Source organism: Paucidesulfovibrio longus DSM 6739 (genome assembly GCF_000420485.1).
Taxonomy (GTDB): Bacteria; Desulfobacterota; Desulfovibrionia; order Desulfovibrionales; family Desulfovibrionaceae; genus Paucidesulfovibrio; species Paucidesulfovibrio longus.
The window spans coordinates 210,082-222,612 of record NZ_ATVA01000018.1; the positions used below are offsets into that span (position 1 = coordinate 210,082).

Annotated in this window: 9 protein-coding genes and 1 riboswitch; of the genes, 4 read left to right on the top strand and 5 right to left on the bottom strand. The window is 65.3% G+C overall.

Going from position 1 to position 12,531, the window contains the following annotated elements; genetic code table 11:
* The first annotated feature begins 8 nt into the window (after nt 1-8).
* A complete protein-coding gene (locus G452_RS20120) occupies nt 9-1,817 on the top strand; it encodes a histone deacetylase family protein (protein ID WP_022663384.1) in 1,809 nt (602 codons plus the stop codon).
* Between the two features lie 83 nt (nt 1,818-1,900).
* Here the strand turns inward: G452_RS20120 and dtd are convergent, their stop codons facing one another.
* From dtd to dnaE, 5 genes are read right to left on the bottom strand one after another with little or no spacing between them, the layout of a single operon-like run.
* Nucleotides 1,901-2,395 carry a D-aminoacyl-tRNA deacylase gene (gene dtd / locus G452_RS0116545; RefSeq protein WP_022663385.1) on the bottom strand — a complete coding sequence of 165 codons (495 nt, stop codon included), beginning with the start codon at nt 2,393-2,395 and terminating at the stop codon, nt 1,901-1,903.
* 7 nt (nt 2,396-2,402) lie between these two features.
* Complete coding sequence (locus G452_RS0116550) at nt 2,403-2,594, bottom strand: hypothetical protein (RefSeq protein ID WP_022663386.1); 192 nt, start codon at nt 2,592-2,594, stop codon at nt 2,403-2,405.
* 2 nt (nt 2,595-2,596) lie between these two features.
* Nucleotides 2,597-2,980, bottom strand: a complete 384-nt coding sequence (gene queD, locus G452_RS0116555) for a 6-carboxytetrahydropterin synthase QueD (RefSeq protein ID WP_022663387.1) — start codon at nt 2,978-2,980, stop codon at nt 2,597-2,599.
* 59 nt (nt 2,981-3,039) lie between these two features.
* A complete protein-coding gene (locus G452_RS0116560; protein ID WP_022663388.1) occupies nt 3,040-3,420 on the bottom strand; it encodes a YebO family protein in 381 nt (126 codons plus the stop codon).
* A gap of 16 nt (nt 3,421-3,436) precedes the next feature.
* On the bottom strand, nt 3,437-6,895 hold the full coding sequence (gene dnaE, locus G452_RS0116565; protein ID WP_027189351.1) for a DNA polymerase III subunit alpha: 3,459 nt from the start codon (nt 6,893-6,895) through the stop codon (nt 3,437-3,439).
* Between the two features lie 276 nt (nt 6,896-7,171).
* On the opposite strand from dnaE, the gene G452_RS20125 reads away from it, so the two are divergent.
* From G452_RS20125 to G452_RS20135, 3 genes are all read left to right on the top strand, one after another.
* The gene (locus G452_RS20125; RefSeq protein WP_022663390.1) at nt 7,172-9,601 is read left to right on the top strand and encodes a PAS domain-containing hybrid sensor histidine kinase/response regulator; all 2,430 of its coding nucleotides are present in this window, start codon (nt 7,172-7,174) and stop codon (nt 9,599-9,601) included.
* Nucleotides 9,602-9,675: 74 nt separating this feature from the next.
* The gene (locus G452_RS20130; RefSeq protein ID WP_022663391.1) at nt 9,676-10,947 is read left to right on the top strand and encodes an SLC13 family permease; all 1,272 of its coding nucleotides are present in this window, start codon (nt 9,676-9,678) and stop codon (nt 10,945-10,947) included.
* A gap of 46 nt (nt 10,948-10,993) precedes the next feature.
* Nucleotides 10,994-11,068, top strand: a riboswitch (cyclic di-GMP riboswitch).
* 57 nt (nt 11,069-11,125) lie between these two features.
* The gene (locus G452_RS20135; RefSeq protein WP_022663392.1) at nt 11,126-12,118 is read left to right on the top strand and encodes an HD-GYP domain-containing protein; all 993 of its coding nucleotides are present in this window, start codon (nt 11,126-11,128) and stop codon (nt 12,116-12,118) included.
* Nucleotides 12,119-12,531: the final 413 nt, after the last annotated feature.

A 12,531-nucleotide genomic window follows, 5' to 3' on the forward strand; every position in this document is an offset into this window, starting at 1 on the left:
AGCAGCCCGTGTTTCGCATTCGGCGCATTTTCGACGATCTTCTTCCCCGCGACCGCGAGGTCATCCGGCGGGTGCAGGAAATACTGCGCGAGCAGTTTCCGGGCGCGCGGGAGTCCGAGTATCGCGACATCCCCGCCAAGCTGCGCAATCCGCTCAAGCACCGTTTCCGGACCATTCTCCACGTCGCCGAGAAGCGCGGGCAGGTCATGGGCTTCGCCCTGATGCTGCACGTGCCCGATCTGGCCTTCAGCTATCTGGACTACATTTCCGCGGCTCCGGGCGTGACCGGGGGCGGGGTGGGCGCGGCCCTCTACGCCCGCCTGCGCGAGGAAGCCCGCTTCCTGCACTGTTCGGGCATCTTTTTCGAATGCGCGCCGGACGATCCCAAGCTCTGCCCCGGACAGAAGGACGACAAGGAACACATGGCCGCCAACAGGGCGCGGATGCGCTTCTACGAACGCTTCGGCGCGCGGACCATCGTGAACACGGCCTACGAGACGCCGCTGAAGCCCGATGACGACGACTGCCCGCCGTGCATGGTCTTCGACGACCTCGGCACGGGCCGCCCCCTGGAGCGCGCGCGAGCGCAGGAGATCATCCGGGCCATCCTGGAGCGCAAGTACGGCAAGCGCTGCCCGGAGGGCTATGTGGATATGGTCGTGGAGTCCTTCCGGGACGACCCCGTGCGGCTGCGCCCGCTGCGGAAGGCCCCGGCCGAGCCCAAGCCCGCCTATGCGAACGCGCCGCTCATCGCCCTGACCGTGAACGACAAGCACGACATCCATCACGTGCACGAGCGGGGGTATGTGGAATCCCCGGCGCGGGTCCGGCGCATCGCCGCCGAGCTGGAGAAGACCGGGCTGTTCGGCGTGGTCCCGGTGAAGAAGCACCCGGAGCGCGAGCTGCTGGCCGTGCACGATCCCGCCATGGTCAGCTATTTCAAGCGGGCCGTGGCCGGCCTGCCCGAAGGCAAGTCCATCTACCCCTACGTCTTCCCCATCCGCAACGCGGCCCGGCCTCCCAAGGAGCTGCCCGTGCGGGCCGGATATTACTGCATCGACACCTTCACGCCCCTGAACGGCAACGCCTATCTCGCGGCCCGGCGCGCCGTGGACTGCGCCCTGACCGCTGCCGAGCGCATTCTCGACGGGGACCGGCTGGCCTACGCCCTGGTGCGTCCTCCGGGACACCACGCGGAGCGGCGCTCCTTCGGCGGGTTCTGCTATTTCAACAACGCGGCCGTGGCCGCCAACCGGCTCTCCACCCTGGGCCGGGTGGCCGTGCTCGACGTGGACTACCACCACGGCAACGGCACCCAGGACATCTTCTATGAACGCGGGGACGTGCTCACGGTTTCCATCCACGGGCATCCGAGCTTCGCCTATCCCTATTTCAGCGGGTTCGGCTCGGAGCACGGCGCCGGGCCGGGCCGGGGCGCGAACATGAACATCCCGCTGCCGGAGCTGGTCAACGGCGAGGAGTACCGCAAGGCCCTGCACCGGGCGCTTTCCCGCGTGGCCCACTTCCGGCCCACGTTCCTGGTGGTGGCGCTGGGCCTGGACCCGGCCAAGGGCGACCCCACGGGCACCTGGAGCCTGACCGCACAGGATTTCGAGGAAAACGGAAAGATGATCGGCTCTCTGGGCCTGCCCACCCTGGTGGTGCAGGAGGGCGGCTACCGCATCCCCTCCCTGGGGCAGAACGCGCGGCGGTTTTTCCTCGGACTGCGCGAGGGCGCGTACGGCCGCACGGCGCAGCAGCGGCGCGAGCGGGCCTTGGCCGAGGGGACCGGAGAGGGAAAGACCCTGCTTCAGTAGGCGGGATTCCGCCCCGGAGGCGGGGCGGGCGGCAAAAAATGGCCCGGAGCGTCGGCATGGCCGCGTTCCGGGCCTTGTCGGCGTCAGGGGCGGGGCGGGGCGAAGTCGTCGCTGTCCAGCAGGATCGTGACCGGGCCGTGGTTGACCAGGGACACGTTCATTTCCGCGCCGAAGCGGCCCGTGGCCACGGGGCCGGAGTGGCGTGCGCGCAGCTCGGCCACGAGGCGGTCGTAGAGCGCTTCGGCCAGGGCCGGGGGCGCGGAAAAGCCCGCGAACGAGGGACGCATGCCCTTGCGGCAGTCCGCGTAGAGCGTGAACTGGGACACGACCAGCAGGCCGCCGCCCGCGTCCGCCACGCTGCGGTTCATCTTTCCGGCCTCGTCGCTGAAGACGCGCAGGCCGAGCAGGCGGTCGAGCAGCTTGTTCCAGGCCGGGGAGCCGGGCATGCCTTCGGCGTCCTGCGCGCCGAAGCCCGCGAACACGAGCAGGCCGGGGCCGATCTCCCCTGCGAGCCGTTCGCGTCCGGCCTCGACCACGTGCACCGAGGCCCGCAAGACCCGCTGGATCAGAAGGCGCACGGCGCTTCTACTCCTCGTCCAGGAGGGCGTTCCACTGGGCGTCGATGTAGCCTTCCCGCTCTTCGGACGAGAGGCGCTCCAGCTCGCGGTCCAGGGCCGTGGGCTGGTCGGACTCGATGACCTCGAGCATGCCCCGGATTTCGGCTTCCATGTCCAGTCCGGGCAGGCGCAGGCCGCCGGATTCATTGTTTCGGGTCATGTTCAGATCTCCATGTAGGTTGCTTTCTGGGCGTCTTTCTCCGCCACGGATACCTCCGCGAGGCGGACGTTGCCCGGCAGCTTCGGGGCCAGTTCCCCATAGACGTGCCGCGCGATGTTCTCGCTGGAGGGGTTGCGCTCCCGGAAGAACGGCAATTCGTTGAGATGGCGGTGGTCCAGCTCTTCGAGAATCTCGCGGGTCAGGTTCTTGAGCACCTTGAAATCCACGAGGTACTCCACCTTCTCGTCGAGTTTCGATCCTTCGACCACCACTTCCACGGCGAAGTTGTGCCCGTGCATGCGTTCGCATTTGCCGCCGTAGTTGCGGAGCTGGTGCGCCGCGGAAAAGTCGAGCTTGACGGTCAGCCGCCAGAGGGGGGTGGGCATGTGGACTCCTGAGGGGCCGCCGGGGCGGCACGGTCTTGGTGATGAGCGGTCTTGACGATTTATTCGAGCCAGAAGCGGCCCTTTCCCTCCGGGCCGTCCTTGGTTTCGGATTCGTCATCCGGCCCGGCGTCCGTCAGGCTTTCGCCCTCCGGGGCGCAGGGCTCGTAGGCCGCGTCTTCCGGATCTGGGCAGTATTCCTCGTCCGGACCGTAGTCGTCGTCCGGGCCGGGAGCGGCCAGCTCGTGCTGCTCCAGGGCGTTCATGCCGCGCAGGAGGCGGGTGAGCAGGGCGTTGGTCTGCTCCTGCTCTTCCAGCAGATCGGCCAGCAGTCTGGCCGTTTCCGAGGTGTTGCGCCAGATCAGCAGCGGCACGGCCAGGGCCAGGATCGCCAAAGCGCCCAGCCCGAACAGCAGATATTGAAGAAAAAGCATTTGTTCCATCGGTTTTCCCTTGGCCTCAGGCCACGTCCTCGCGCCATTCGTCGATCCGCTTCCAGAAGCGGGCGTCGGGCCGCACGCGCCAGCCGTTGCCCAGCTCCATGGTGCAGAGGCATTCTTCCAGATACATGCGCAGCAGCACCGGGGCCGGGCCTTTGTGCGCGCCGAGGATGTTCTTCAGCTCGTCCAGGCTCTGGTCGGCGCAGGCATGCTCCTGCACGTCGATGACCACGGCGGCGTCGCTCTGGGCCGTGACCTCGGCCAGCAGCCGGACCTTTTCCGCCAGCAGCTTGGCCTGCTTGGGGCCTTCCTCGTCGCCGGGCGCGCCCCGCTTGTCCACCTTGGCCTCGACGTAGAGCGGCTGGTCCATTTCCAGCAGCGCCTTGGCCTCGGCGTAGACGTTGGGCAGCATGGTCAGCTCGCCCTGCCCCGTGAGATCCTCCACGGTGCAGAAGGCCATCTTGTCGCCCTTCTTGGTGATGTACTCCTTGCGGGCGGGGACGATCAAGGCTGTCCTGACCGAGGCGCCGTCCGGCAGGTCGCAGCAGTCCTCCAGGGTGGAGAGCCGCATGCGCAGCAGTTCGGGCCGGTAGGGCAGCAGGGGGTGGCTGGTCAGGAAGAAGCCCAGGGCCTCCTTCTCGAAGCGCTGCTTTTCCGCGTCGTCCCATTCCTCGGCGTTGACCTCGTCCAGCTGGAAGCAGACCGGGGTGTCTTCCTTGTCCCCGCCGCCGCCGAGCATGTCCAGCATGTTGAGCATGCCCGACGCCTTGTCCTTGGCCTTTTTCTGGCCCATGGACACGGCCCGGTCCATGGCGGAATACAGCCCGGCGCGGGAGCAGCCCAGGCAGTCCATGGCTCCGGACTTGATGAGATATTCGATGACCCGCTTGGAAACGCGCTTGAGGTTCACGCGGGTGCAGAAGTCGGCGAAATCCTTGAACGGTCCGTTCTCCTCGCGCTCGCGCACGATCTCGTTCACGGCTTCGTCGCCCACGTTCTTCACGCCGCCCAGGCCGAAGACGATCTTGCCGTTCTGCACGGAGAAGCGGCGGCGGCTGATCTGGATGTCCGGCGGGAGCACCTCGATGTCCAGGTCGCGGCAGGCGTTGATGTAGGCGTATACCTTGTCCGCGTTGGAGAGTTCCGTGCTGATCAGCGCGGCCATGAACTCCACGGGGAAGTGGGCCTTGAGGTAGGCGGTGTAGTAGGAGATCAGCGCGTAGGCCGCGGAGTGGGACTTGTTGAAGCCGTAGGCCGCGAACTTCTCCATGAGGTCGAAGATCTCGTTGGCGGTCTTGTCCGCGATCTGGTTTTCGCGCGCGCCTTCCAGGAAGCGCTTGCGCTGCTTGGCCATCTCCGCTTCGATCTTCTTGCCCATGGCCCGGCGCAGCAGGTCGCCCTCGCCCAGGGAATACTTGGCGATGACCATGGCCGTGGCCATGACCTGCTCCTGGTAGACCATGACGCCGTAGGTCGGCTTGAGCGTCTCCTCCAGGGAGGGATGCGGGTAGCTGACCTCGATCTCGCCGTGCTTGCGCTTGATGAACTCGTCGACCATGCCGGAGTTGAGCGGGCCGGGGCGATAGAGCGCGAGCATGGCGATGATGTCCTCGAAGCAGGAAGGCTTCAGCATTCGCAGATACTTGCGCATGCCCGAGGATTCCACCTGGAAGATGCCGTCCGTGTCGCCCCGGCAGAAGATGTCGTAGGTGGCCGGGTCGTCCAGGGACATGGTGTCCAGGTCGGGCGCGTCCTTGCCCTGCTCCCGGATGATGTCCAGGCAGTCCTCCACCACGGTCATGGTCCGCAGGCCCAGGAAGTCGAACTTGATCAGGCCGACCTTCTCGACCCGCTTCATGTCGTACTGGGTGACGAGCTCCTCCTTCTTGCCCTTGTAGAGCGGGAGGTACTCGGTCATGGGCTTTTCGGAGATGACCACGCCGGCCGCGTGGGTGCTGGCGTGGCGGCAGAGGCCCTCCAGGCGGCGGGAAATGTCCACGAGCTTGGCGATCTGCGGCTCGGAGTCCACGAGCTTTTGCAGCTCCGGCTCCATCTTCAGGGCCTTGCCGATGGTCATCTTCAGCTCGTCCGGGATGAGCTTGGCGATGCGGTCGCCCTCGGCGAAGGTCATGCCCATGGCGCGGGCCACGTCGCGGATGGCGGCCTTGGCCTTCATGGTTCCGAAGGTGGTGATCTGGGCCACGTGGTCGTGGCCGTATTTCTCCGAGCAGTATTTGACCACCTCCAGGCGGCGGCGCTCGCAGAAGTCCACGTCGATATCCGGCATGGAGACGCGTTCCACGTTCAGGAAGCGTTCGAAGAGCAGATCGTAGGGGATCGGGTCCAGGTTGGTGATGCGCAAGGCCCAGGCCACGATGGAGCCCGCGGCCGAGCCTCGGCCCGGCCCCACGGGAATCCGGTTGTCCTTGGCCCAGTTGATGAAGTCCTGGACGATGAGGAAATAGGCCGGGAAGCCCATCTCCTTGATGACGCCGAGTTCGTATTCCAGCCGTTCCCAATAGCGCGGCTCGTCGATGTCGTAGGCCGCGTTGCGGATGCGCCGCTTGAGGCCCTCGCGGGCCATGCGCTCGAATTCCTCGTCGATGGAGACGCCTTCGGGCAGCTCGTAGGTCGGGAAGGAGTAGTTGCCCAGCTCGATTTCCAGGTTGCACTTCTCGGCGATGCGCTGGGTGTTGGCGATGGCCTCCGGCACTTCCTTGAAGCTGGCCTCCATCTCTTCCGGCGTCTTGAAGTAGAGCTGGTCCGTTTCCATGCGCATGCGTTTTTCGTCATGGATGGTGGCCTGGGTCTGGATGCAGAGCAGGGTGTCGTGGGCTTCGGCGTCCTCGCGGGTCAGGTAGTGGCAGTCGTTGGTGGCCACCAGGGGCAGTCCCGTGCTCTTGGCCGCCTTGATGAGCATCCGGTTGGCCTTGTTCTGCTCCTTGATGCCGTTGTCCTGAAGCTCCAGATAGAAATCGCCGGGAAAGATTTCCGCATATTCGCGGGCCACGGCCTCGCCCGCTTCCTGCCCCTGCTTGAGCAGGGCCTGGCAGACCTCGCCGCCCAGGCAGGCCGAGGTGGCGATGAGCCCTTCGGAATGGGCGCGCAGCAGGTCTTTGTCCACGCGCGGCTTGTAGTAGAAGCCCTCCATCCAGGCCGTGGACACGAGCTTGATGAGGTTCTTGTAGCCGCGCAGGTTCTTGGCCAGCAGCAGGAGATGGTAGGAGCCGCTGTTTTCCTGGTTTTTGACCGTGTGGCTGCCCGGGGCGACGTAGACCTCGCAGCCGATGATGGGCTTGAGGCCCATGGCCTTGGCTTCGGAGTAGAAGGTCACGGCTCCGAACATGTTGCCGTGGTCCGTGATGGCCACGGCGGGCATGCCCAGATCCTTGGCGCGCTGGAAGAGATCCTTGAGGCGGATGGCGCCGTCGAGGAGGCTGTATTCGGTATGGACGTGCAGATGGATGAACTCGGACATGATTCGATTGTCATAGCCCAAGAGCGGGGCGATGAAAACAGCTTCCCGGAAAGCGCGCGCCCGGACTGGAATCCTGTGGAAAATCGGACCGGTCCGCGCTGGCGGCGGAGAGGTCCGCCCCCTGCGGAAAGGGCAGCCGGCAAGCGCTAAAATCCTTGAGGGGCAAGGGTGGAACTTTGTTTTTCGCTCGCGCTGTGGTATCTTGCCGGGTCGCCTTGTTTTCATGCGTGAATCCGGGAAAGGCGGCGGGCCGCGAGGGACGGCCGGGAGGGGAACATGTCGGGAGAGAGAGACAAGTCCCGCGAGGAGCTGCTTGGCGAACTGCGGGCGGCCAGGATGCGCATCGCCGAACTGGAAAGGGGCGCGCAGTCCCGGACCATTGCCTTCGACGGTCTGCTGGACAGTCTCGCCGACCCCATCTTCATCAAGGACGCGCAGCACCGCTGGGTGTATTTCAACCAGGCCTTCGCCGACCTGCTCGGCATGCGCCCCGCCGAGCTTTTCGACCACTCCGATGTGGACCTGTTTCCCGAACACGAAGCAGCGGTTTTTCATGAGGCCGACAATTACGTCCTGAGCACCGGGAAAAGCCTCGCCACGGAGGAGGACTTGACCATCAAGGGCGTGACCCACCGCATGCGCACGGTCAAGTCCTTCTGGCGCGATCCCATCAGCGGCGCTCCCCTGGTTCTGGGGGTCATTCACGACATCACCGCCTACGTCGATTCGCTGCGGGCTCTCGAGGAGAGCGAAAGCCGTCTGCGCGAAAGCGAGGAAAAGCACCACGCTTTGGCGTCGGCAACCTTCGAGGCCATCTTCATCTCGGAAAACGGCATCTGCGTGGAGACCAACGAGGCCGCGAGCGAGATGTTCGGGTATTCCTACGAGGAGATCATCGGGATTTTCGGAACGGAGGTGATTTCCGAGGACACCCGGCACATCGTGCTTCGGAACATGCTCTCCGGGTACGAGGAGCCTTACGAGGCCGTGGGCGTGCGCAAGGACGGCACGCATTTTCCCGCCCAGTTCCAGGGACGGATGTTTCGCTACAAGGGGCGGCCCGCGCGGGTCACGGCCGTGCGCGACCTCACCGAGCAAAAGCGGGCCGAGCGCGAGCTGGCCGAAAGCGAGCACAAGTACCGCCTGCTGGCCGAGAACGTGGAAGACGTCATCTTCCGCACGGACGCGGAGTTTCGCTTCAATTACGTCAGCCCCAGCGTGCGCGCGCTGCTGGGCATGGAGCCGGACGAGGTGCTGGCCCAGAGCCTGGATCAAACCCTGACGCCGGAGTCCCAGGGCAGGGTCGCCGAGGCCCGCGAGCGGCGGCGGCTGGCCGAGGCCGCCGGAGACCATAACCTGGTCAACCGCATTGAGCTGGAGATGTGCCGCAAGGACGGCTCCACGGTCTGGGTCGAGGTCATCTCCAAGGGGCTGCGCGATGCCCAGGGTCGGAATCTCGGCCTGGTGGGCCTCGCACGCAACATTGCCGAGCGCAAGCAGATGGAGCGCCAGCTTGTGGCGGCCAAGGAGGCCGCCGAAGCCGCGAACAAGGCCAAGAGCGAATTCCTGGCCAACGTCAGCCATGAGATCCGCACGCCCCTGAACGGCATGCTCGGCATGCTCCAGCTCCTGCAAGGCGGCGAGCTGGACCCGGATAGCGCCGAGATGATCGGCACGGCCCTGGACTGCGGGCGCGGACTCGTGGCCCTGATCAACGACATCCTCGACCTTTCGCAGATCGAGGCGGGCGTGGTCCGGTTGCACCCGCGCGAATTCATGCTGGACAAGACCATCGACTCGGTGCTGGCTGTTTTTGAGCATCAGGCCGCCTCGCGCGGGCTGAGCCTGACCTGCGAGCTGGACCCGGCCACGCCGCTCGCGCTCCATGGCGACGAGGGCCGTCTGCGCCAGGTGCTTTTCAATCTCGTGGGCAACGCCTTGAAATTCACGGAAACAGGAGAGGTCTGCGTGACGGCCTGCCCGCTTCCCCACGCCCGCCCGGACGGCAAGGTCCGGCTGCTTTTCAGCGTCCGGGACACGGGCATCGGCATTCCGGAAAACCGCATCGGCGACGTTTTCGAGACGTTCACGCAGGTGGACGGCTCCTATACGCGGCGTTACAGCGGCGCGGGACTCGGCCTGTCCATCGTCCGGCGGCTCGTGAAGCTCATGGGCGGCGGCCTGGTCATGGACAGCGAGGAGGGGGGCGGCACGGAGATTTTCTTTTCGCTGCCCTTCGGCGTTGCCGGCGCGGCGGTTCGGCCTGAAGCGCGGGCTTTTCCCTCCCGCCCGGGCGTGGCTGCCGCTCCTGTCCCGCCCGAACGCATGCGTCTGCTTCTGGCCGAGGACGACCGCGTCGGGCGCATCGCGGTGCAGGGGATGCTGGAACGGCTGGGGCACGAATGCATCGCGGTGGATTGCGGCCGAAGCGCCGTCGAGGAATTGCTGCGCGGCGGATACCATTGCGCCCTGCTGGATATCCAGATGCCGGACATGAGCGGGCTGGAAGCCGTGCGCCTCGCCAGGGAGGCGCTGCCCGAAAACGCAAGCCTGCCTCCCGTGGTCGCGCTCACGGCGCACGCCATGCACGGCGACCGCGAGAGCTTCCTCGCCCAGGGCATGGACCACTATCTGTCCAAGCCCGTGAACATGGACGAGTTGCGCCGGTTGCTGGACGGGCTGCGCGGGGTTCCTTCCGAATCATAGCTCCCTGCATTGAACGAGGGCGCGTTGACACGCGCACCGGGGCATGAAATTCTTCCCGGCCAGGAGAGTGCCCCGTGGAACGATTCGCCGACATGGCCGCCTACCTCTGGGGCCGACTGCCCCTGATCCTGCTCTTCGCCAACGCCTATCTCGCGTACCGGCTTCTGGCCGTGACCGGGCTGACCACTGCGTTCGTTCGCCGGGTGCTTTGGCTGGCCGGCGGCCCCAGGGGCCGGGGCGGCCTGCCCGGTCTGTTGCTGCTGCTCATGCTCGCGGCGGCGCTGCTGTCCTTCTTCATCCCCAACGCCGTGACCATGCTCACGCTTTTGCCCGCGCTGACCGAGCTGGAGCGCGAGCTGCGCGAAAAGACCGGCGCGCACATGGCCACCCCCCTGGCCCTGGCCGCCATCTACGGCGCGAACATCGGCGGCATGGGCTCGCTGGTTGGCTCCCCGGCGAACCTGCTCTTCATCGGCGCCGTGGATTTCTTCAACGTGCCCGGCAGGGAGCAGATCGGCTTCGCCAACTGGTTCTTTTGGTCCCTGCCGCTGGTGGCGCTTTTTTTGTTGGCGGGCTGGACGCTTCTGGCGCTCTTCGCGCTTCCGCGCGGGGTGCGGCTTACGCCGGGCGACATTCCCGAACCAAGGGAGCTGACCCCCTGGCAGCGTTCGGGCGGCGCACTTTTCGTGCTGTTTCTCTGCTTCTGGACGGCCAGTTCCGTGGCCTCGGAAGTCTGGCCCTCCTGGCATCGGTTGGAACCGGCCGTGGCCGCCGGATTTTTTTGCTGGTTCGTGTTTCTCGCCTTTTTCCGGGCGGGAACCCCGTGCCAGGGCACCAGCGCGCCCCTGCTGCGCCTGCGCGAGGTCTTCAGCGGCTTGCCCCGGCGCGGCCTGCTCTTTCTCGGCCTGCTCGGCCTGCTGGCCCTGGCGGTCAAGGCGTTCCACCTGGATACGGCTTCCGTGGCCTGGCTGAAGGGGCTGGACAGCCAAGCCGCACCCCGCTTCGCGGTCATTTTCTGCATGGTGCTGGCCGTGATCCTGCTCACGGAGCTGCTCAGCAACACCGTGGTTTCCGCCGCGTTCTTTCCCGTGGCCTACGCCGTGGCCCAGGCGCACGGCATCTCGCCGCTGGCCCTGATGCTCGCGGTCTCCCTGGCTTCCACCTGCGCGTTCATGACTCCGGTGGCCACGCCGTGCAACGCCCTGGCCTTCGGGGAGATGCGGGGAGTAAGCCTGCGGCGCATGCTCGGCCTGGGTCTGGTCCTCAATCTCGCGGGGGCGGTGTTGATGTCCGTCTGGGTGGCCTGGGTCATCCCCCTGGTCTATTCATGGGGCGGGCACCCATAGACCCGGAGCGCGTTGACGCGGGTTGCCCGCATGGACTAGACTGATGTATCGATAAAGCCAAACCCGCCGCGAGGTGGGGACGGAAAGCCACGGGTCTCACCGAGACAGCCGAGCCGCCGAATAGTGCATCATAATATATGCGCGTTCTCCGTCCGCCCGCAGCAAGAAAGAGAACAGCATGGCCAATTCTGCAAACGCCGCCCAACCCTGTCAAAAGCAGAGTTATTTCGAGGTGTCTCCGCACCTGATCGTCCCCAGCACCTTTGGGGGGTTCTCCATCTACCTCAAGCAGCAGGGCCGCATGGTCCTCTATGCCGCGCGCGGCGACGAATTCACCGCCGCGCACCGTTCCCGGCTCATGGACATGGGCGTCAAGAAGATCTGGGTGGAGGGCGGAGACAAGGCCGGGTACGAGGAATACGTGCGCGCCCATTTGTCCACGCTCGTGGGGGACGACTACATCCCCGTCCAGGAGCGCGCCGAAGCCTGGTGCGGCGCGTCCGAAACCATGATCCGGGAGATGTTCGACCTGAATACCCCGGATGAACAGTTGCTGACCCGGTTCAGCCGGGTGCGCTCCCTGCTCCGCAATACCCTGAAGTTCTTCTCCGACCCTGCCGTGCTTCGGGAAATGGCCCGGTTTCTGCGCAACGGGTTCGAATCGCACAAGCACGGGCTGGGCGTCATGGTCCTTGCCGCAACGGTTCTGGATACCTATGAAGGACTGCCGCCGTCGCTGCTGACGGCCTGCTGCGCGGGCGCCGTGCTGCACGACATCGGGAAGTCGCGCCTTTCCGAACGGCTTCGCCATGCCGATCCCGAGACCCTGGACCCCGAAGCCCTGAGCCTTTGGCGCTCGCACCCCTCGGTGGGCGTGAGCATCTGCTCGCGTCTGCCGCTGGAACAGGAGACCCTCCAGTGCATCCTCTTCCATCATGAGCGGGAGGACGGAAAGGGCTTTCCGTCCGGTGGCCGGGGAACGGATCTGCCGTTCTACCCGCGGGTCATCGGTCTTTGCAACGCCTACGACAACCTTGTGCGCGGCGGACCGGAAAGCGAGTCCCTCACGGCCTTCCAGGCGTTGAGCAGGATCAAGGAGGATCGGGGCGCCTATGCGCCGGACCTGCTCCGCAGGCTGATCACGGTGCTGTCCAAGGCTGAAATGATCTGAGCGCGGGCTAAAATTAGTTCCAATTATTTCAAAATTCTAAGGTCAAAGTTTGAGACTTCGGCAAAAACCGCTTGACCGGCGGGAGCGGATTGCATAGACACACCCCTCGCCGCTGATGCGGAGCGAAACGGAGTCCTTGGAGCGAAAGCTCCGAGAAAAAAGATGCAGAAAGCGCTTGACTCCGGACGGACGGAAGCCTAAACAGCTCGTCCGCCGCAAAAGTGGGGGAGTTTGGGAGTCTTCGGAGCGGATGCTTCGAAAAAAAAGTGCAGAAAGCGCTTGACTCCGAAAAGGCGAAAGCCTAGAAAGCTCCTCCGCTGCACGCGAAAGGGTTTTCGGAGTCTCGGAGCAAACGCTCTGAAAAAAAGTTGCAAAAAGCGCTTGACTCCAGAAAGGCGAAAGCCTAGAAAGCT

What these genes read in the sequence shown, in the direction of transcription:
- G452_RS0116550 (WP_022663386.1), bottom strand. Translation starts at nt 2,594, where the DNA reads ATGACCCGAAACAATGAATCCGGCGGCCTGCGCCTGCCCGGACTGGAC.
- queD (WP_022663387.1), bottom strand. Translation starts at nt 2,980, where the DNA reads ATGCCCACCCCCCTCTGGCGGCTGACCGTCAAGCTCGACTTTTCCGCG.
- G452_RS0116560 (WP_022663388.1), bottom strand. Translation starts at nt 3,420, where the DNA reads ATGGAACAAATGCTTTTTCTTCAATATCTGCTGTTCGGGCTGGGCGCT.
- dnaE (WP_027189351.1), bottom strand. Translation starts at nt 6,895, where the DNA reads ATGTCCGAGTTCATCCATCTGCACGTCCATACCGAATACAGCCTCCTC.
- G452_RS20125 (WP_022663390.1), top strand. Translation starts at nt 7,172, where the DNA reads ATGTCGGGAGAGAGAGACAAGTCCCGCGAGGAGCTGCTTGGCGAACTG.
- G452_RS20135 (WP_022663392.1), top strand. Translation starts at nt 11,126, where the DNA reads ATGGCCAATTCTGCAAACGCCGCCCAACCCTGTCAAAAGCAGAGTTAT.